The sequence below is a fragment of the Rhizobium grahamii genome (genome assembly GCF_009498215.1).
GTDB lineage: Bacteria > Pseudomonadota > Alphaproteobacteria > Rhizobiales > Rhizobiaceae > Rhizobium > Rhizobium grahamii_A.
In genome coordinates, this window is the sequence record NZ_CP043498.1 from 3,872,066 (window position 1) to 3,891,544 (window position 19,479).

15 protein-coding genes, 1 tRNA gene and 2 pseudogenes are annotated in these 19,479 nt (G+C 61.4%); 3 read left to right on the top strand and 15 right to left on the bottom strand.

What is annotated here, in order from left to right:
* Positions 1-48: 48 nt before the first annotated feature.
* The 6 genes and pseudogenes from FZ934_RS18695 to osmF all read right to left on the bottom strand — a co-directional run bounded on the left by FZ934_RS18695 (position 49) and on the right by osmF (position 6,779).
* Positions 49-2,498 (bottom strand): annotated as a pseudogene (locus tag FZ934_RS18695) (glycoside hydrolase family 2 protein).
* Positions 2,499-2,507: 9 nt separating this feature from the next.
* Positions 2,508-2,903: a VOC family protein gene (locus FZ934_RS18700; protein WP_153272292.1), complete on the bottom strand. Its 396-nt coding sequence runs from the start codon at positions 2,901-2,903 to the stop codon at positions 2,508-2,510.
* Positions 2,904-2,950: 47 nt separating this feature from the next.
* Positions 2,951-3,700 carry an ABC transporter permease gene (locus FZ934_RS18705; protein WP_153272293.1) on the bottom strand — a complete coding sequence of 250 codons (750 nt, stop codon included), beginning with the start codon at positions 3,698-3,700 and terminating at the stop codon, positions 2,951-2,953.
* Positions 3,697-4,641, bottom strand: a complete 945-nt coding sequence (locus FZ934_RS18710; protein WP_153272294.1) for an ABC transporter ATP-binding protein — start codon at positions 4,639-4,641, stop codon at positions 3,697-3,699. Before FZ934_RS18710 ends, FZ934_RS18705 begins: the two co-directional genes overlap by 4 nt.
* Entirely contained in the window at positions 4,638-5,804 is a 1,167-nt protein-coding gene (locus FZ934_RS18715; RefSeq protein WP_153272295.1) for an ABC transporter permease, read from the bottom strand. The genes FZ934_RS18710 and FZ934_RS18715 overlap by 4 nt, the downstream gene beginning before the upstream one ends.
* Positions 5,805-5,870: 66 nt before the next feature.
* Positions 5,871-6,779, bottom strand: a complete 909-nt coding sequence (osmF, locus tag FZ934_RS18720) for a glycine betaine ABC transporter substrate-binding protein OsmF (RefSeq protein ID WP_153272296.1) — start codon at positions 6,777-6,779, stop codon at positions 5,871-5,873.
* A 272-nt stretch (positions 6,780-7,051) separates the two neighbouring features.
* Here osmF and FZ934_RS18725 point away from each other — a divergent pair, with 272 nt between their 5' ends.
* Positions 7,052-7,774, top strand: coding sequence for a copper homeostasis protein CutC (locus tag FZ934_RS18725; protein ID WP_153272297.1), 723 nt, complete (start codon positions 7,052-7,054; stop codon positions 7,772-7,774).
* Here the strand turns inward: FZ934_RS18725 and FZ934_RS18730 are convergent.
* From FZ934_RS18730 to FZ934_RS18760, 7 genes and pseudogenes are all read right to left on the bottom strand, one after another.
* Positions 7,771-8,790, bottom strand: a complete 1,020-nt coding sequence (locus tag FZ934_RS18730) for a zinc-binding alcohol dehydrogenase family protein (RefSeq protein ID WP_153272298.1) — start codon at positions 8,788-8,790, stop codon at positions 7,771-7,773. The two genes, FZ934_RS18725 and FZ934_RS18730, sit on opposite strands and share 4 nt — an antisense overlap.
* Positions 8,791-8,856: 66 nt before the next feature.
* Positions 8,857-9,831: an ABC transporter permease gene (locus FZ934_RS18735; RefSeq protein WP_153272299.1), complete on the bottom strand. Its 975-nt coding sequence runs from the start codon at positions 9,829-9,831 to the stop codon at positions 8,857-8,859.
* 24 nt (positions 9,832-9,855) lie between these two features.
* Positions 9,856-11,403: a sugar ABC transporter ATP-binding protein gene (locus FZ934_RS18740; protein WP_153272300.1), complete on the bottom strand. Its 1,548-nt coding sequence runs from the start codon at positions 11,401-11,403 to the stop codon at positions 9,856-9,858.
* Positions 11,404-11,525: 122 nt separating this feature from the next.
* The gene (locus tag FZ934_RS18745) at positions 11,526-12,512 is read right to left on the bottom strand and encodes an ABC transporter substrate-binding protein (protein ID WP_153272301.1); all 987 of its coding nucleotides are present in this window, start codon (positions 12,510-12,512) and stop codon (positions 11,526-11,528) included.
* Positions 12,513-12,802: 290 nt separating this feature from the next.
* Positions 12,803-13,249 carry an RbsD/FucU family protein gene (locus FZ934_RS18750; RefSeq protein ID WP_113365294.1) on the bottom strand — a complete coding sequence of 149 codons (447 nt, stop codon included), beginning with the start codon at positions 13,247-13,249 and terminating at the stop codon, positions 12,803-12,805.
* A gap of 10 nt (positions 13,250-13,259) precedes the next feature.
* A pseudogene (locus FZ934_RS18755) lies at positions 13,260-14,278 on the bottom strand (aldo/keto reductase).
* Positions 14,279-14,312: 34 nt separating this feature from the next.
* A complete protein-coding gene (locus FZ934_RS18760) occupies positions 14,313-15,815 on the bottom strand; it encodes a UxaA family hydrolase (protein WP_153272302.1) in 1,503 nt (500 codons plus the stop codon).
* A gap of 203 nt (positions 15,816-16,018) precedes the next feature.
* Between FZ934_RS18760 and FZ934_RS18765 the strand changes: the two genes are divergently transcribed.
* Entirely contained in the window at positions 16,019-16,930 is a 912-nt protein-coding gene (locus FZ934_RS18765) for a GntR family transcriptional regulator (protein WP_153272303.1), read from the top strand.
* Positions 16,931-17,110: 180 nt separating this feature from the next.
* Complete coding sequence (locus tag FZ934_RS18770; protein WP_153272304.1) at positions 17,111-18,076, top strand: flagellin; 966 nt, start codon at positions 17,111-17,113, stop codon at positions 18,074-18,076.
* Positions 18,077-18,159: 83 nt separating this feature from the next.
* Here FZ934_RS18770 and FZ934_RS18775 read toward each other — a convergent pair.
* Together FZ934_RS18775 and FZ934_RS18780 are read right to left on the bottom strand one after the other, a co-directional pair.
* Positions 18,160-18,235, bottom strand: a tRNA-Thr gene (locus FZ934_RS18775).
* 128 nt (positions 18,236-18,363) lie between these two features.
* The gene (locus FZ934_RS18780; protein ID WP_153272305.1) at positions 18,364-19,329 is read right to left on the bottom strand and encodes an NAD(P)H-dependent flavin oxidoreductase; all 966 of its coding nucleotides are present in this window, start codon (positions 19,327-19,329) and stop codon (positions 18,364-18,366) included.
* Positions 19,330-19,479 lie beyond the last annotated feature (150 nt).

Sequence of the window (19,479 nt, forward strand, 5' to 3'; positions counted from 1 at the left end):
TGGCGTGGTAAAACGACCTGGATGGGCCCCGTCGTTGACGGGGCCTTTTCAGTGATTGGCGACGAGATCGTTTGCCGAACGCAGCACCTTGCCAACGACGATGTCGTTTGCCGACAATGCTTTCGCGGTCCGCAGCGCAAACACGTGGCTTTCACCGGGAAGCAACGTGACCAGCATGGAATCGACGACGGCATCGGGATCGAGCCGGTCGGCCATAAGGCAGAGGTCCTTCAGGAGGGTCTCGGCCGTCACCTTGACCGCATATCCATCGGCTGTGGCGCTAAGCTCGATCGTTGCCCGCGGTGGCGGAAGCTTCAGATCGAGGTCCTCGACGAAGTAATGGAACGCACGCCGGTCAAGCATCTGCACGACGATGAGTTCATCATTGGCGTTGCCGGTGGTCGCAATCTCCGCAGGCAGCGGAAACGACTTCGCTTCGAAACGGTCGCAGAGCAGCCGCCAGAACTCGAACTCGGCAAGCACCGTTCCGTCTAGCGCCAGGCGCTTCCCTGATATCTTCGCCCGCCAGAACAGGGTGCGCTCGTTGACGGCCACAGCCGCCAGCCCGCCATCGCGCGGCTGGATGGTCAGCAGCCTCGGATCGAAGGCCTGCTGCATCGCATACCAGAGCGGCTTGCGCCGTCCCGCTGAATCGAGTGCCGCCCAGGACGTCACCGGCCAGCAGTCGTTGAACTGCCAGACGACGGCGCCTTTGCAGACGCTGCGGTGCGAACGCATGTGCTCGACCGCGAAGCGGATGGCGCGGGCCTGGTTGAGCTGCGTTGCGAAGTGCCAGTCGTCCATCGTCTGCGGCACCGGCAGATGTCCGGCAAGGCCTCGGATCAGCTTGTCATTGCCTTGGGTGGCCTTCTGGTGATGGAACACCCCGTTTGAGACCGGCGTCAGCGGCGTGTCATGCACGCTTTCCTCTATTGTCGCCCAGTTCGGCGGCGCCTGCCAGCCAAACTCGGAGCAGAAGCGCGGGATGTAGTTGCGATAGACCTCGTATCCGACATCGTTCCAGACGTCCCAGATGTGCTTGCAGCCGTGCTCATCGGCGTTCGGCTCGATCTCCATCGTCCCGGAATAGGGGCTTCCCGGATAATAGGGCCGATCCGGATCGAGCTCAGCGCAGAGCTTCGGCAGGACATCGAGATAGTACCCGAGCCCCAGCTGACGCCCTCCTTGATGATCGGCCGCCAGCCCCATTCGTCGAAGCCCCAGATATTTTCGTTGTTACCGTTCCAGACGATCAGCGACGGATGCGGCATCAGGCGCGCGACATTGTCTCGCACCTCCGCCTCGACCTCGCCGCGCAAAGGCTCTTCCTCGGGATAGGAGGCGCAGGCAAACAGGAAGTCCTGCCAGACGAGCATACCGGCGCGGTCGCACGCCTCGTAGAACTCGTCGCGCTCGAAGATGCCGCCGCCCCAGACGCGCAGCAGATTGATGTTTGCAGCCCTCGCTTCCTCGATCCGGGAAGCGTAGCGCTCCGCCGTGACCCGCGGCGGAAAGCAATCATCCGGGATCCAGTTCGCACCGCAGAGGAAAAGCGGTACGTCGTTGATGACGAAGGTGAAGGCCGAACCATGCTCGTCCGGTGCGGTATCGAGCCTGACGGAACGGAAGCCGATCTCTTTCGAGTAACTATCGAGCAAGTCGTCGCTTGCGCCGTCGCGCAATTCGATCTGCAGCGGATAGAGCGGCTGTGCACCGAGATGATGCGGCCACCAGATCTGCGGCGACGGAACGGTCAGCTGGAACTCGACCTCATCAGTTTCTTCCGCGAGCTTGGCGACGTGGCTCACACCGGCAATGCTCGCGACGAGCTTCGCCGGAGCGCCGTTACTACGCTCGACGCTTGCACGAACTGTCACGCGCCCGTCTCCGCCGGCAAGTGTCGCCGAAACCCGCGTCTCCGCAAGCCGCGCCCGCTCCCAGCTTTCCAGCCGCACCGGCTTCCAGATCCCTGCCGTCACCAGCGTCGGGCCCCAGTCCCAGCCGAAGTTGCAGGCCATTTTGCGCATCAGGTTGCCAGGGCCGGGATAGTTGTTCGGCCGATAGCCGTAATGCGCTTCCATCTCGGCGCCGTAGGCATAGGCGGAACGGAAGGTCACGACCAGCTCGTTCGCGCCGTGCTTCAAGCGCTCCGACACGTCGAAGCGATAGGTGCGATGCATGTTGAAGGTTCGGCCAAGCTCCTCGCCGTTCAGCACGATCGTCGCGACTGTGTCGAGGCCTTCGAACACGAGCTCCTGAACTTTCCCGGCGTCAGGCGACGCATCGAAGCTGCAGCGATAGGTCCAGTCTTCCTTGCCGATCCAGTCGTTGGTGATCTCGTTGACGTCGAGATAGGGATCGGGAATGAGCCGGTTGGCGAGCAGGTCGAGATGCACGCAGCCTGGCACCTGAGCCGGAATTTCAGCCGGCAGGTCAGGGCGGGCTGTAACGTTGCAGGAGAGCGTCCAGCCCCGGTTCAGTTCGGTCTTTTCGATCATGGGAAACTCTTAGAGATAACGGCCGTGGCGCTGCAGGACTTCGATCTTGTAGCCGTCGGGATCGGTGATGAAGAAGAACAGCGCCAGCAGTTTGCCGTCGCGATTGAGCTCGACGATCTTGCCGGGGTTCAGGCCCGCTTCCGTCAGGCGCTTGTGTTCCGGCTCGAGTTCCTCGACCGACAGTGCAAGGTGGCCATAGCCGTTGCCGAGATCATAGGGCTCTGTACGTCCCTTGTTGATGGTCAGCTCCAGCTCGAAGCCGGTTTCCTCGTTGCTCATGTAGATCAGCGTGAAGGTATCGAAGTCGATGCGATCGGCGACCTTGAGGTCGAAGACCTTGCCGTAGAACTCGACCGATCGCGCCTCGTCGAGAACGCGGATCATGGAGTGAATCATCTTGGCCAAGGCTGCCTCCCATTGCCGATATCACGGCAGTCTTGGTAGCCGTCGTCTCATGCCGGGCGCAAGCCAATTCTTTGCGTGATAGCGTTTTCGACGAGCCCCATCGCATCGTAGATCAGGACTGCCATCAAGCCGACGATCAGGCCGCCTTGCAGGATGAAGGCGGTGTTGTCGGAGATCAGCCCGGCGATGATGACCTCGCCAAGACCCTTGGCGGCAACGGTCGAGCCGATCGTCGCGGTACCGATGTTGATGACTGTCGCAACCTTGATTCCTTCGATGATCAGCGGCAGCGCCAATGGCAGCTCGACGCGGAAGAGCCGCTGTGTCGAATTCATCCCCATGCCGTCGGCTGCGTCGAGCACCGCGGGTGATACCTGATGCAGGCCCGAGATCGTGTTTTCGAAGATTGGCAGCAGCCCGTAGAGAAACAGCGCCACCAGCGTCGGTCCGGCGCCGAAACCCATGGCGGGCACGGCGAGCGCCAGGACGGCGACCGGCGGAAATGTCTGCCCGGCATTGGCGATGGCCCGCGACAGCGGCAGGAAATCGGCGCCGCTCCTGCGCGTCACGAAGATGCCGCCGGCGACGGCAAGCACGGTGCTGCCGGCAATCGAGATCAGCACCAGCTGCATATGGGCCAGCGCCAGCCCGGGCAGGGAGTTCTGCGTATAGACCGCCGGCGCGTTGTTCTTCGTCAGCGGTACCAGCAGGAAGGACAGCCACTCCGTCTTGAACAGGAGGATCAGCAGCAGCGCCAGCGCCAGAAGGCGAAACAGATTGGCCGTGATCAGCTTCATGCCTTACGGCCCAGCTCAAGCAGCTGCGACATGGAAATTGAGCCGACGGGCTCCTTTGCCGTATCCTCTACCGCTGCCTCGTCGATCCCCTGCCAAATCATCTCGGCCAGCGCATCGCGCAGGCTGAGCGATTGCGGCAGGCCATGACCGAGGCCGACTTTTGCCGGGGCCATGCTCGAGGTCAGCGACAGCAGCGACATCCGCTTTAGCGCTCGGTCCGTGGTGCCGGTCAGCTGCTGTACGAAGGGGTGCGCGGGTTCGGTGAGGATTTTTTCCGGTGTCGAATATTGCAGCAGCTTGCCGCCGCGCATCACGGCGATCCGGTTGGCGAGATGGAAGGCTTCGTCCATGTCGTGCGTGACGAGAATGACCGTGGTGCCGAACTGTTTCTGGATCGCCAGCAGATCGTCCTGCGCCTTGCCGCGAATGACGGGGTCGAGCGCACCGAACGGCTCGTCCATGATCAGCACTTCCGGCTCGGCAGCAAGTGCGCGCGCCACACCGACGCGCTGCTGTTCGCCGCCGGAAAGCTGGTGCGGATACTTCGACGAGAAGGCCTTCGGATCGAGATTGAACAGACCGAGTAGTTCGTCTACCCGCGCCTTGATGCGCGTCTTGTTCCAGCCGAGCAACTGCGGCACGGTCGCGATGTTCTGGGCCACGGTGCGGTGCGGAAACAGCCCATTACCCTGGATGACGTAGCCGATATTGCGGCGAAGCTCGGTCTCCGGCACGTCGGCGACATTGCGCCCATCGACAAGGATCTCGCCCTCGCTCTTCTCCACAAGCCGGTTGATCATCCGGATCAGCGTCGACTTGCCCGAGCCGGATGTGCCGACGATCACGGTGATCGTGCCCTTCTCGACCGACATCGAGACATTGTCGACGACAGTGGTCTCGCCGTAGCGTTTGGTAACGTTGCGGATATCGATCATGCTCATGCGGCAGGTCCCCGAATGCTGTCGACGACCGCATCGAGGATGACGGCCGATGAAAAGGCGAAGATGACGGTCGGCACGGCGCCGAGAAGGACGAGGTCCATGGCCGTCTGGCCAAGTCCCTGGAAGATGAAAACTCCGAAACCGCCACCGCCGATCAGGGCCGCGACGGTCACCAGACCGATCGATTGCACCAGCACGATGCGGATGCCGGTGATGATGACGGGCAGCGCCAGCGGCAGGTCAATCCCGGTGAGAATCTGCTGCCGCGTCAGCCCCATGCCGGAGGCAGCGTCGCGCACCGCCGGATCGACGCCCTCAAGCCCGACGACCGTATTGGCAACGACAGGCAGCAGCGAATAGAGCACCAGCGCGATCAGCGCAGGCGCGGCACCGATGCCGCTGACCCCAAGCGCAGCCGCCAGCGGCACATGCGTGGCGAGATAGCCGAGCGGCAGCATCAGCAGGCCAAACAGCGCGAGGCTCGGAATGGTCTGGATGAGGCTCAACCCTTGCAGCAGCGCGGATCTGAGCTTCGGCACCCAGAAACAGATGATCCCGAGCGGCATGCCGATCAGAACCGATATCGCCAGCGATCCGAAGGCCAGCTTCACATGCGTCAGCGCCTCGGACCAGAACTGGTCGCCACGATTGGCGTATTCGCGCATGATCGACAGGCTGTCGAGCAGCCCGGAGCGCAGGAAGAGAACGAAAAGACAGGCATAGAGTGCCAGCGCCGCAATGCGCATCCACGGCGTCAGCCGGATCTTCACCAGCGCGTCGGACACGACAAGCGCCGTCACCGCCAGCAGCACCCAGAACCCGCCGCCCGGCGTCATTCGGGCAACGGTGCTGCCCTCCGGCGTGAATGCGGTGGCAACAACCCCCATGGTCGCGATCAGCGCCGCGAGACAGAGTGTCGAAATCGCCAGCCGCACGCGCGCGTTCTCGAGAAACAGCACGGCGAACGCCGTCAGCACGAGAAGAAGCGTCAGAGCGATAGCGGAAGGCTGATTGAGAAGCTGCGTCAGCAGCATCGGCTTGCCGCTGGCGATGCGGTTTGCCTTTACATAGATGAAAGGCAGAAGCCCCGCGCCCGCAATGCCGGCGAGCACGAGAACGACGCCGAGCCGGTCCAGCGTGCGGACCGCTAAGGTTTCTGCCATCGATCCATCCCAGTATGGAAAGAAAATAAGCTCCGCCCCTGAAGGAGCGGAGCATGGTCCTGTCGCTTACTTCAGGAAGCCTTTTTCCTTCAGGTAGCCTTCGGCCACGGCCTTGGCCGGCTCGCCATCCACCTGGATCTTGCCGTTCAGCTTGCGCAGTTCATCGGCCGTCAGGCTCTGGAAGATCGGTGCAAGCACCTCTTCGATCTTCGGATTGGCTTTCAATACCTCTTCGCGGATGATTGGCGTCGGCGCATAGACCTGCTGCACGTTCTTGTCGTCCTCAAGCACGGTCAGCTCGGCTGCCTCGATCGCGCCGTCGGTGCCGTAAACCATGGCAGTGTTGGCGCCGTTGGTCTTGTCCGCTGCCGCCTTGATCGTCGCCGCCGTATCGCCGCCGGAGAGAATGATCTCCTGCTCAGGCTTCAGCGTGAAGCCGTAGGTGGTCTGGAAGGCAGGCAGCGCACCGGCAGAGTTGACGAATTCGGCCGAGGCCACCAGCTTGGCATCGCCGCCGCCCGCAACCCATTTGCCGAAGTCTGTCAGGCTCTTCAGATTGTTCGGGCCGGCAACATCGTTGCGCACGGCGATCGCCCAGGTGTTGTTGGCGGGCGAGGGCGTCAGCCAGACGATCTTGTTGGCGTCGTAATCGAGCTTCTTGGCCGCTTCGTAGCCCTGCTGCAGGTTCTTCCAGGCGGCATCCTCGGGCTTGTTGAAGAAGAAGCCGGCATTGCCGGTATATTCCGGATAGATGTCGATCTCGCCCGCGGTAATCGCCTTGCGCAATACAGGCGTGGTGCCGAGCGCGACTTTGTCCTGCGTCTTGATCCCGTTGGCATTGAGCGCCAGCACGATGACGTTGCCGAGCAATGTTCCTTCGGTGTCGATCTTCGACGACACGACGACGTCTGCGGCGTGAACGGTGCCTGCCGCAAATGCGGATAGCGATACGGCAAGTGCGAATTTCGTAAACATGGACTATCCCCTTGATCGTTAAAGCATGCGCAATCTTTGTCGAAGATCACCGCGAATAAAATTGCTGACGAAAAAGGCCATAGGCCCCGGTCGCTCGCAAGGAATTGCGTACCTGAAATAGAGTGCTGCGAAGAAAAAACGATGCAGCAGCAAAAAATGTACTCGCAGTTTCCGAAGAACACCGGCGATGGCGAAAAATTCCTTGTTCGGGGAGTCGCGGCAGGGGCCATCTTGGCTTACACAGGCAGCAGCTGGAAGAGGGAGATTCAAGCGTGACAATTCTGCTGGAAGTGTGCGTCGACAGCCCAAGGGGCCTCGCTGCGGCGATCGAGGGAGGTGCCGACCGCATCGAGCTTTGCTCCGCGCTCGAAGTCGGCGGCCTGACGCCGCTCGCTGGCCTGATGAAGGCGGCTGCTTCCGCCCCTATCCCGGTCTACGCGATGATCCGGCCACACGCCGGCCCCTTCGTCTTCGACGCCGCCGACGAAGTCGCCATGATGGCCGATATCGACGCTGTCAGGGCATTCGGCCTTGCCGGCGTCGTCATCGGCGCCAATCGGCCGGACGGTACGCTCGATATGCCGCTGATCCACCGGCTGAAAGCTCACGCCGCAGGGCTCGGCTCGACCCTGCACCGCGCATTCGATCTCGTGCCGGATCCCGACGCGGCTCTCGATCAGGCAATCGAACTTGGCTGTGAACGCATCCTGACCTCAGGCTGCGTGCCGAAGGCGTTTGACGGGATCGACACGCTTGCCCGTCTGTCGCGAAAGGCGGCCGGTCGTATCTCGATCATGCCCGGCAGCGGCGTGCGACCGACCAACGCGGCGGAAATCCTTCGCGCGACCGGTGCGCGCGAGATTCATGGATCCTGCAGCACGCCGGTCGCCAGCGTCGATGCACGTGCCGTCGCCTTCGGTTTCGAGGCGCCCGCCGCCAACCGAACGGATAGTGCTGTTGTCCGTCAGATGCGGCAGACGATCGACGCGATCTAATCCGCGACCTTTATCACCGCCTTGATCAGGCCAGCCTTTTCATGCGCCCAGCGCGCCAGGTCTTCCGGCGTGTTCGTGAGCGTGGTTCGGTGCGTGATCAATTGGTCGACGGGCACGAGGCCCTTGGCGATCGAATCCGCGACATGCTCGAAGTCCACCTGGGTCGCATTGCGGCTGCCGATCACCATCATTTCGCGCTTGTGAAACTCTGGATCGGAGAAGCGGATATCGTCCTTGACCACGCTGACCAGCACCAGCGCGCCGCCGTGCGCGACGAAGCTGAAGGCCTTCTCCATCGACGGGCCATAGCCGGTAGCGTCGAAGACGACATCGAAACCGTCGCCCTCTGTCTTCGCCTTGACGGCTTCCGCGGCACCTTCGCCGGCAATAATGCCTGACGAGAAACCGAACCGGTCGGCTGCCATCCGCAGCCGCTCCTGGCTGGTGTCTAGCAAGGTAACCTCATGGCCTGATATCCGCGAGAAGATCGCGGCACCCAGCCCGATCGGGCCGGCGCCGATAACGAGCGAGCGCGATCCCGCTGGCGCCATGGAGCGGCGAACCGCATGGGCGCCGATCGCCAGAAACTCGGTTGTCGCCGCCGCCTCCAGGCTCACGCCCTCCGCGGGATAGAGATTGCCCGCCGGCACACTGATCTCTTCGCAGAACGCACCGTCGGTATGAACACCCAGCACCTTGATGTTGGTGCAGCAGTTCGGCTTGCCCTGGCGGCATGCAACACAACTGCCGCACGAGAGGTAGGGATTGACGATGACCGGCGTGCCGACGGCAAGGGCGACACCATCGCCCGCCTCCAGAACCGTTGCCGAGATTTCGTGCCCCATGACGCGCGGATATTCGAGGAACGGATGCTTGCCCTCGAAGATGTGGTAGTCGGTGCCGCAGATGCCGACGTGACTGACGGCAAGGCGCACCCAGCCGGCTTCAGGCGTGCCGGGGGAAGGGCGGTCCACGAGCTCGAGGACACCGGGTTCTTGGCAAAGCACTGCTTTCATGAGGGTCTCGCATTCCTGAAATTGAAGAAGCCGGCATCGACGCCGGCTTCATGTCTTGCCGGCCGATTACGGGTTGCGGCGGCGGCGCAGCTGATCGAAGTAGACGATCACGATGATCAGCAGGCCGGTGATGATACGCTGCCAGAACGAGTTGACGTTGAGCAGGTTCGCACCGTTGTTGATGGTCGCCAGAATGAAGGCGCCGATCAGCGGACCGTGGACGGAGCCGACCGCACCGAACAGGCTGGTGCCGCCGATGACCGAGGAGGCGATCGCCTGGAGTTCCCATCCGTCGGCCTGCGTCGCGTTGCCGATCGCGATGCGCGACGCCAGAAGGACGCCGACGAAGGCGGCGAAAGTCGCCGAGAGAATATAGGCCATGTAGATGATGCCGTTCACCCGCACGCCCGAAAGACGCGCCGCCTCACGGTTTGAACCGACGGCGAAGAGATAGCGACCCCAGCGGCTGAGATGCAGGAAGATATAGGACGGCACCGCGACGAGAATGACCATCCAGAACAGGCTCGGCACGCCGAGGAAATCCGCGCGGGCAAAGTTGGTGAAGGGCTCGTTGACGATGTTGATGGTCGAACCGTTGGTGATGAGAAGGCCGATACCGCGAAGCGACGTCAGCGTTGCCAGCGTGATGATGAAGGGCGGCAGTCCCATCTTCACGATACCGAAGCCATGGAAAACGCCGATGCCGACACCGATCAGCAGGGTGATCAGGATCGACGCCCATACCGGAAAACCGGCCTGCAACAGCCAGGCGAGGATAACGGTGCAGAAGCCGACGATCGCACCGACGGAGAGGTCGATGCCGGCAGTGATGATCACGAAGGTCTGGCCGAGTGCCAGGATGGCGGTCATCGCGCCCTGGCGCAGCAGGTTCGAGATATTCAGCGGCGTCCAGAAGCTCACTGTGACGAATCCGAGCACGATCCAGAGAAAGGCCAGGAGACCGATAAGGGTCAGGCCGAAGAGGATGTTCACTTTCCGGCGCGGCGGCGGTGCGGCGATATCGGTGGGGGTTACGGTCATTGGTTCTCTCTCCCTCTTATTCTTTTAGACGCCGATCGCTTCGCTCAGCACTTCTTCATGTGTCGCCGCATGGAAGTCGTGGCTTGCCACCAGCTGGCCACGCCTGAAGACGTGCAGCCGATCCGCAAGTTCATAGACTTCGGGCAGATAGGACGAGATCAGAATGATCCCGGCGCCCTGTTTCAGGAGCTTGGCAAACAGCCGGTAGATTTCCGCCTTCGTGCCGACGTCTACACCGACTGTCGGCTCGTCGAAAATGAACAGCCGCGCGCCGTGGCTCAGCCATTTGCCGATGACGACCTTCTGCTGATTGCCGCCAGACATGGCGGAGACCAGCACACGCCGGCTCGGCGTCTTGATCGCCAGGTCACGGATCTGCTGGTCGGCGTTCTGTGATTCCTCGCTGTGGCTGATGACTGGGCCCTTGCTCAGCCGCTTGAAGACCGGGAGATTGATGTTGAGCCCGATCGGCAGGTTGAGGCAGAGGCCCTGGTCGCGACGGCTCTCCGGCGCAAGCGCGATCCCGAGCTCCATCGCCGTGCGCTCGTCCTTGATGTCGACCTTCTTGCCCATCCAGTGGATATCGCCGGTCGTCTTTTCGCGCCCGTAGAGACCAAGCGCGAACTCGCTGCGGCCCGCGCCGATGAGACCGTAGAGCCCAACGATCTGCCCGGACTTGACGGTCAGCGACACATTCTCGAAGCCCGGTCCTGACAGCCCGCGCACGTCGAGGATCGTCTCGCCGATCGGGATCTCCTCCTTGTGGTAGATCTGCTCGATCGAGCGGTTGATCATCAAGGCGATCAACTCGTTCTCGTTGGTCTCGCCGATGGTTCGCGTGCCGACATGCGTACCGTCGCGCAGCACCGAAACGCGATCGGCAAGCTCGAACACCTCTTCCATGCGGTGGCTGATATAGACGATGGTCACGCCTTCGCCCTGCAGGCGGCGGATCAGCTTGAAAAGCTGTGCCGATTCCTGTCGTGTCAGATAGGCGGTCGGCTCATCGAAAATCAGAAACTGCGTACCGCGCATGGCAGCGCGTGCGGTTGCGACAAGCTGCTGCTGGCCGATTGTCAGGTCGCTGAGCGGGACGCCGGCGGGAAGCCCGAAGCCGAGATCGTCGAGAACGGCCTGCGCCATCTTCTCCATCTCCTTCTTGCGCATCAGGCCAAACTTGTTGACCTCGTCGCCGAGAAACAGATTGGCCGCGACCGTCAGGTGCGGGCAAAGCACGACTTCCTGGTGAACCGCGTTGATGCCGCGGGCGATCGCCTCGTTCGGCGTTGCAAGCGCAACCGGATGTCCGCACCAGAGGATCTCGCCTGCCGTGCGGGTAATCACGCCCGTCAGAAGCTTGATCAGTGTCGACTTTCCCGCGCCGTTTTCGCCAACGATCGCGTGGATCTCGCCGGCCAGAAATGTCATCGTCGCCGGCTTCAGCGCCTGGACGTATCCGTAATTCTTCTGCAATCCCTTGAGTTCGAGGATTGGGGCACCCGCCGGAACGCGGTCTGCCTCCTTCCGCGTGGCGCTGTCATCGTGTCGATGACTGACCTCTTCCAGGCTCATGGGCGTCTCCTCCTCGCGAATTGCCATGCCTCCAACCAGCCATCCGCGCTCCTCATGCGGACGATAGCACAGGTGAAGGAAAGGCCGCGCGGGATTTCGCCCGCGCGGCCATCGTCACGTCATTACTTGATCTTCGGGTTCAGCAGAGCGTCGATCTTCGGATCGCTCATGTTCGCCTTGGTGACGAGGTTTGCGCCGGTGTCGACGTTCTCCTCAACCTTCTCGCCCTTCGATACGGCGAGCGCGGTCTTCACGCCGTCATAGCCCATGCGATAGGGGTCTTGAACGACGAGGCCGGCGAGCGAGCCGTCCTTGAGGAAGCCGACCGTCTTGTCGTCGCTGTCGAAGGCGATGACCTTGATCTTGTCGCCGAGCTTGTTTTCGGCGATTGCCTGGCCGACACCCTGGCCGAGGATGAGGTTCGAAGCGAACGCACCCACGAGGTTGGGGTTGGCGGTGATCAGGTCGGTCATCATGTTGAGACCGGTCGTTGCCTGGCCGTCACCGTACTTGTCGGCGATGACCTTGAGTCCCGGATGCTTCGTCTTGATCTGATCGAGGAAGCCTTCGCGGCGCTGTTCGAGCGAGCCGACGCCCGGCAGGTTGGTGAGGATGACGACTTCGCCTTCTTCCTTGCCGGTCATTTCCTTGATGGCGGCGGCAAGACCGTCAGCGGCGATGCGGCCACCCTGGACGTTGTCGGTGGTCAGGAACGACTTGAAGGCCTTTGAGTCAGCAGCCGAGTCGATGCCGATGATCGGAACAGACTTGGCGGCTTCGTCGATCGGCTTGCCGAGCGCCTTGAATTCGGTCGGCGAGATGACGATCGCGGCCGGCTTGCCGGCGACGGCGTTCTCGAGAATGCTGATCTGGCCGTTGACGTCGGACTCAGCCTGCGCGCCGAGTTCCGGCACCTTGACGCCGAGATCCTCGCCAGCCTTGCGGGCGCCGGCGAGAACAATCTGCCAGTAGAAGGACGTCGTGTCCTTGACGATGATCGGGATCGTCACATCGGCTGCAAAGGTCGTGACCGGCATCGCCGTGGCGATCACAGCCGCGCCGGCAAGAGCGGTGAAGGCTCTGCGTGACAGAATGGACTTCATGCGCATGTTGGTTCTCCTCTCAGGTGCGTTCTCCTCCAGGAAATCTCTCGCGAACGCGGACGAGAGACTTTTATCGATAAAAAACATTTATCTTTGGAGGCTAGCCGAGCCCCATTTCAATTGCAAGTCCGGCACCTCTAAGCCTTTGGGTGCCTGTTTGATGCGCCCCGCCGAGACATCTCGGGAGTGAACCCGAGGAAGCGGGGCGTCCTGTCTGTCTGGCTGTAAGCACTGCTGCTGCAGCAAAATGCAACATAGATTTCGAATGCTTGTCAATGCGGAATGCTTGTTCCGTTTTATCCGGTGAAGACCTCATGCGGGTGCACGACACCCTTCTTGAGAATGAGATTGCCATAGAGCCTGAATTCCGTCGTTGCGACGATATAGGCGGCCTTCCGCGAGCGCTCGTAAAAGGCGAAGCGCTCAAGCGTCGCAATGGGATAGTCGCCGGCACGCGCATTCACGATGTTCTGAAACTCGGTGCATACCTCCGGCACCGCCTTCGGATCGCCGACGACTTCCATCCGCCAGGCAGCCTCCGGCACGAAGGTATCGAGCGGCAGGTGCGTCAGGATCGCTTCCGCCATCACAGTTGCGGTGACGCCGTCGGCGCGGATCACTTCCGGTCCCATGCTGCTGGACGGGAAATTGGCATCGGCGATAACGATTTCGTCGCCATGGCCCATGCGGGCGATCGCCAGAAGGAGATCGGGGCTGAGAACGGGATGAATACCTTTGAGCATATCTGTGTCCTTAAACGCGTACGGCTTCGGCACCGAGTGGTGGTGCGACGAGGGTGAAATTATCAAATTCCGGAAAAATTGAATCCGCAAGAGCGGGGAAAGAAGCTTCATGTTGCGTTCAAGGCTCGACGCCTTGGCCGTACCTATCAGCACGGAGGAAACCAGCGGATCGCGCAGGGCGAACTGCAGGGCAGGGGCCGCGAGCGGAACGCCATGCTTGCTGGCGATCGCCTCCATCTGCCCGACCTTGGCGAGCACGTCGTCATTGGCCGGCATGTAGTCGAAGTGCGAGCCGGGCACCGGTCCGGTGGCCAGGATGCCGGAATTGAACACGCCACCAACCACCAGCGACGTGCCCTTGCGGCGGCAGAGCGGCAGCAGATCGGCTACCGCCGTGCGATCGAGCAGCGTGTAACGGCCGGCCAGCAGGATGCAGTCGATGTCGGCATTCGTCATCACATCGATGCAGACGGGAACCTCGTTGACGCCAAGCCCGAAGGCCTTGATCGCTGCAGAGGATTTCAGTTCCTCGAGCGCCCGGATGCCGGAGTCGAGGAAGTGCCGGAGGTGAACGGCGTTTCGCTCAGCCCCATGTGTATAGCCACCAAGGTCGTGCACATAGAGGATGTCGATCCTGTTCAGCCCGAGCCGCGCATAGCTGAATTCGACCGAGCGCATGATGCCGTCGTACGAATAGTCATAGTCAGCGTCGAAGGAGAGTGGATCGACGTAGCTGTAATCGGGTACGGTCCCTGTCGGCACCGGACGCAGCAACCGCCCGACCTTCGTGGAAAGCACCCATTCCGTCTCCGGTTTGCCGCGCAGGAAGTCGCCGACGTGGCGTTCACCCAGGCCGAGGCCGTACCACGGCGCGACATCGAAATAACGGATGCCGGCATCCCATGCCGCAGCCAGGGTCTCCATGGCCTGCTCGCGGGGGCACGCCCGATAAAGGCCACCGAGCGCTGCCGCGCCGAAGCTTACTTCGGTCACTTCAAGCCCGGTCTGGCCGATCCTCCTCGTCTTCATCATTCCTCCTCTGAAGACCTTATCTGCAGTTAATCTAGAGCGTCGCTCCAAGATGCCACGGCACAAATTCGTTATCGCCGTAGCCGAACTCCTCGCTCTTGGTTTTCTTGCCCGAGGCCGTGTCGATGATCAGATCGAAAATCTCGCGGCCCTTGGCGCTGATCGAAATGTCCCCGGTGGCGATGGTGCCGCAGTCGATGTCCATGTCCTCTTCCATGGAAGCATAGAGCGCAGAGTTGCTCGAAAGCTTGATCGACGGCGCCGGGCGACAGCCGAAACAGCTACCGCGACCGGTGGTGAACGCGATCATGTTCGCGCCGCCGGCCACCTGGCCCGTTGCCGAAACCGGATCGTAGCCGGGCGTATCCATGAAAACGAGGCCGGGAGCCGTCACGCGCTCGGCGTAGCCATAGACCGCCGTCAGAGGCGAGCGGCCGCCCTTTGCGACGGCGCCCAGCGATTTCTCGAGAATGGTCGTCAGGCCGCCCCGCTTGTTGCCGGGCGATGGGTTGTTGTCCAGCGAAGCGCCGTGCATGGCGACATACTTCTCCCACCACGCGATCTTCTCGTCGAGCTTCCTTGCAACGTCGTCGCTGACGGCGCGGCTGCGCAGAAGATGTTCGGCGCCATAAATCTCGGAGGTTTCGGAGAGAATGGCCGTGCCGCCGGCCGCAGCCAGAAGGTCTGCCGCAATCCCCAGTGCAGGATTGGCCGTGATGCCGGAGAAGCCATCGGAACCACCGCATTGCAGGCCGATGATGATCTCGCTGATCGGCAGTGCGACGCGCCGTTCCTTGCCGACATCGGCTGCGATCTCCCGCAACATGCCCATGGCCCGCTCGACTGCACGGCGGGAACCGCCGGCATCCTGAATGTTGAAGTGACGCTTCGAGTTGCCTGCGCCGCTTTGGCCGTAGAGCGTCAGCTGGTTTACTTCACAGCCGAGACCGATCATCAGCACGCCGCCGAAATTGACGTGGCGCGTATAGCCGGCGAGCGTGCGGTGCAGGACCGCCATACCGTCGCCGGTGGAGCTCATACCGCAGCCCTGGTCGTGCACGATCGGGACGAAGCCGTCGATCCCTTCGTAATGGGGCAGGATCGTGCGGTTCGCCTCGTCGGCGATGGCACGACAGACGGTGGTGGAACAGTTCACGCTGGCAATGATGCCGATATAATTGCGGGTCGCCACGCGCCCGTCGGCACGCTTGTAGCCCATGAAGGTGCGCGCTTTGTCGGCGGCGCTGGCTTCCTCCGGCGCCGCATTGGCGGTGGCCGCAAGGCGATCGTTTTCGAAGTGCAGATTGTGGCTGTGAACGTGATCGCCGGCCTTGACGTCTTCAGTGGTGCGCCCGATCGCCTGGCCGTACTTAACCACCGGCTGGCCAAGTTCGATGTCGGCGAGCGCGATCTTGTGGCCGGGGTCGATCTTCTCGCGCGTTTCAACGCCGGCAACCATCGCGCCTGCGGGAATGGCAGCCGTGGCAACCGCAACATTGTCTCCAGCCGACAGGATGATCCAAGGGTCCTTGTTCAACAGTCTTCTCCCTGGGGAAGCACCCGCTGCCTCGGCGAATGCACATTGATTTTGTTTTTTATCTACAATAAACATTTTCAAGTCAACGGGGTTCTTGATCCTGTGGACGAGGGAGGCAAACAGCCGCAGGCGGTCCGGAACTACGATAAGGATTGCCGCAAAATACGCTTCTGCCATGCGGCGGAGCAGAAGGGCGGGCGCGCATGGCAAGGCAAAACACGGTCTTCAAGGAAGCCTACAACCGCTATGTGGCGACGTTGCGGACCGATGAGGCCCTGCCGTCGGAACCCGAGATCGCAAGCCGGCTGGGGATCAGCCGCAGCACCGCGCGCGCCATCCTCGCGCGCCTCAGCGACGAGGGCATCATCCGCTGGAACAAGCGCCAGAAGATCGTGCTTCGCGATCCCTCTCGCGATGATTTCTTCCCGTCGGAGGAAACCGATTCACTGCATGACATCATCGAGCGCAGCTTCATGCAGCGCATTCTCTCCGACGATGCTGCGCCCGGCATGCAGATCAACGAGCTCGAGCTTGCGCGCGAGATCGGCACCGGAACGACCAGTGTGCGCGAGTTCCTGATCCGCTTCTCGCGCTTCGGCCTGATCGAGAAACGGCCGAACAGCCACTGGATATTGAAGGGCTTCACACGCGAGTTCGCGCTGGAACTCGCCGATGTCAGGGAGATGTTCGAGCTGCATTCGGCCGCAGAGTTCGGCAGGCTGCCTGCCGATAACGAAGCCTGGGAGGCGCTGGCGCGGATCAAGGACGACCACCGGGCAATGCTTGTCGATTTCGACAACCGCTACAAGGAGTTCTCGGCGCTCGACGAGCGCTTCCATCTCCTGATCCACGGAGCATCGAGAAACCGCTTCATTGCCGATTTCTACGACGCGATCGCCATCATCTTCCATTATCACTATCAGTGGAACAAGGCCTTTGCCCGCGAGCGAAACGAGCGCGCCATCCACGAGCACCTCGACTACATCTCAGCCCTTGAGGCGCGTGATCCACAGGCGATCGAGCGGGCCTGCCGCCTGCATCTGCGTTCCGCGCGCCAGACCCTCCTGCAGTCGCTGCCGCAGTCCATGTCGGACGCCGAAGCCCGCACGGCCTGAACCGGGACTTGTTCCGCGAACGCCGAAAATAACTGCCAAAAGTTGTGAGGGATCATCAGATCTATCCGATGAAATCTACACTTTATTAACCAACGCCTTTCTATTTTGACAGCTATAGGCTGCATGAAGCGCCGCAGTTCTCGCCACGAATAAATCTCCGGTTTTATCTTCAGGATCTTCATGACTTCCATAGTCACGAACACGTCTGCAGCGAACGCGCTTCAGGCGCTTCGATCGCTCAACTCTGGACTGCAGCAGGCGCAGGGCCGGGTATCGTCAGGCCTCCGCGTCGAAAGCGCCGCCGACAACGCTGCCTACTGGTCGATCGCAACGACGATGCGCTCCGACAACAAGGCTCTCTCAGCAGTCAGCGACGCCTTGGGGCTTGGAGCGGCAACCGTCGATACGGCCTATTCAGCAATGTCGCAGGCAATAGACGTGATGTCTGAGATCAAGGCCAGGTTCGTTGCCGCGACGGAGGCGGGCGTCGACAAGACGAAGATCAACGAGGAACTCGATCAGCTGAAGGCGCAACTGCGCAGCACCGCGCAATCAGCGTCTTTCTCCGGCCAGAACTGGCTCTACATGAACTCGCCTGAAGACAATGTGGATCGGTCGGTCACCTCGGGCTTCACGCGTGAAGCGGACGGCAGTGTGTCGCTCCAGAGCTTGACCTATAACCTCTACTCCGATTGGGATACGCCGAACGTCTCGTTCCTAGTCGACGATGAAAGCGGCGATGCCGGCATTGTCACCAACTCCGCCTATGCTGACCGTCTCGGAACCGCCAGTGACTGGGTGCTGTTCAACGGAGAGCGCCATCAGGTCCATCGCGAGATGGTTCTGACGGATGCGACGACGACCGACGAGATCCAGGAGATGCTACAGGTAACGGAGACGATGACAGCAAAGATGACCGAGGTCGGTTCTCGCCTCGGCTCGCTCTCGAAAGGCATTGCCATGCAGCAGGCCTTTGCATCCAACCTACAGGATTCGATTTCATCCGGCATCGGACGTCTCGTTGACGCCGATATGGAAACAGAATCCAGCAAGCTGGCCGCTCTTCAGACACAACAACAGCTAGCGACCCAATCGCTTTCGATCGCAAACCGTGCGCCGCAGAACATTCTAAGCTTATTTCAATAGGAAATGATTCCGGGCTGAAGCAGACGGGTTCACGAGATCCGAGGTGACCTCGAGCTATTTTCGGGATGACCTGGGAGGAAGAATGGTGCCGCTTGCAGGACTCGAACCTGCGACCCCATCATTACGAATGATGTGCTCTACCACCTGAGCTAAAGCGGCAACTTGCGGGACGAACCATTGCGGCCCGCGATTTGCATGGCGCTGATACAGGCATTGTTTGCATATTTCAAGCGTCCTGTCGCGTCTTTGGAAAAAAAGAGCGATGCTGTGGAGAACAGCACTCGTTCTCAGGTGAGGAGCCGCGCACGAGCGCCATCATACTCCGTCTTGAGGCGATCGACGAGGGCGGCGACGGGTTCCACGGCCTTGATGGCGGAGATGCCCTGGCCGCTGCCCCAGATGTCCTTCCAGGCTTTTGCGCCGCCGACGGCCTGCTCGAAGTTCATTTTCGAGGGGTCTGCGGCTGGCAGGTTGTCGGGGTCGAGGCCAACCGCGGTGATCGATGGCTTGAGATAATTGCCATGCACGCCGGTAAAGTAGTTGGAATAGACGATGTCGCTGGCCGCGCCCTCGACGATCGCCTGCTTGTAAGCCTCGGATGCGCGCGCCTCCGCGGTGGCGATGAAGGGGGTGCCGATATAGGCCATGTCGGCGCCCATTGCCTGTGCCGCGAGGATTGCACCGCCGTTGGCGATTGCGCCGGCGAGCAGCAACGGTCCGTCGAACCATTCGCGAATTTCCTGCACCAGCGCAAACGGCGATAATGTGCCGGCATGGCCACCAGCGCCGGCCGCGACGGCGATCAATCCGTCGGCACCCTTGCGAATGGCCGAGTTGGCGTGGCGGTTGTTGATGACGTCGTGAAGAACGATGCCGCCATAGGAATGCACGGCCGCATTCACCTCGGGGACGGCGCCGAGCGACGAAATCACGATCGGTACCTTGTATTTCACACAGAGGCCGAGATCGTGTTCCAGTCGCTTGTTGGACATGTGAACGATCTGGTTGACGGCAAAGGGTGCGGCAGGGCGGTCAGGATGCGCGGCATTGTGGGCGGCAAGGTCCTCCGTAATCATGGCCAGCCACTCGTCGAGCTGGCTTTCCGGTCGTGCGTTGAGGGCCGGGAAAGCGCCGATGACGCCGGCCTTGCACTGCGCGAGCGTCAAGGCAGGATGGGAAATGATGAAAAGCGGCGATGCCACGACCGGGAGCCGGAGGTTTCCTGTCAAGATCGGGGGAGGGCCATGTGTCACCGCTGCTGATTGACGTTTACGAAAACGTCAATTGTCTAGCAGAGACTTTCGCCGGTGGGAAGGTGCTCTATCGGCTCCGGCAATATCCTCTATTGTCGAGATTGCAGGCGACGAGCCTCTGCGTCATGCTGTTATCCCCTGCCGACGCGA

Coding starts and splice junctions, on each gene's coding strand:
- FZ934_RS18730 (WP_153272298.1), bottom strand. CDS start 8,790: ATGAAAGCAGTGCTTTGCCAAGAACCCGGTGTCCTCGAGCTCGTGGAC.
- FZ934_RS18750 (WP_113365294.1), bottom strand. CDS start 13,249: ATGCTCAAAGGTATTCATCCCGTTCTCAGCCCCGATCTCCTTCTGGCG.
- FZ934_RS18765 (WP_153272303.1), top strand. CDS start 16,019: ATGGCAAGGCAAAACACGGTCTTCAAGGAAGCCTACAACCGCTATGTG.
- FZ934_RS18705 (WP_153272293.1), bottom strand. CDS start 3,700: ATGAAGCTGATCACGGCCAATCTGTTTCGCCTTCTGGCGCTGGCGCTG.
- FZ934_RS18745 (WP_153272301.1), bottom strand. CDS start 12,512: ATGCGCATGAAGTCCATTCTGTCACGCAGAGCCTTCACCGCTCTTGCC.
- FZ934_RS18740 (WP_153272300.1), bottom strand. CDS start 11,403: ATGAGCCTGGAAGAGGTCAGTCATCGACACGATGACAGCGCCACGCGG.
- FZ934_RS18770 (WP_153272304.1), top strand. CDS start 17,111: ATGACTTCCATAGTCACGAACACGTCTGCAGCGAACGCGCTTCAGGCG.
- FZ934_RS18710 (WP_153272294.1), bottom strand. CDS start 4,641: ATGAGCATGATCGATATCCGCAACGTTACCAAACGCTACGGCGAGACC.
- FZ934_RS18735 (WP_153272299.1), bottom strand. CDS start 9,831: ATGACCGTAACCCCCACCGATATCGCCGCACCGCCGCCGCGCCGGAAA.
- osmF (WP_153272296.1), bottom strand. CDS start 6,779: ATGTTTACGAAATTCGCACTTGCCGTATCGCTATCCGCATTTGCGGCA.
- FZ934_RS18715 (WP_153272295.1), bottom strand. CDS start 5,804: ATGGCAGAAACCTTAGCGGTCCGCACGCTGGACCGGCTCGGCGTCGTT.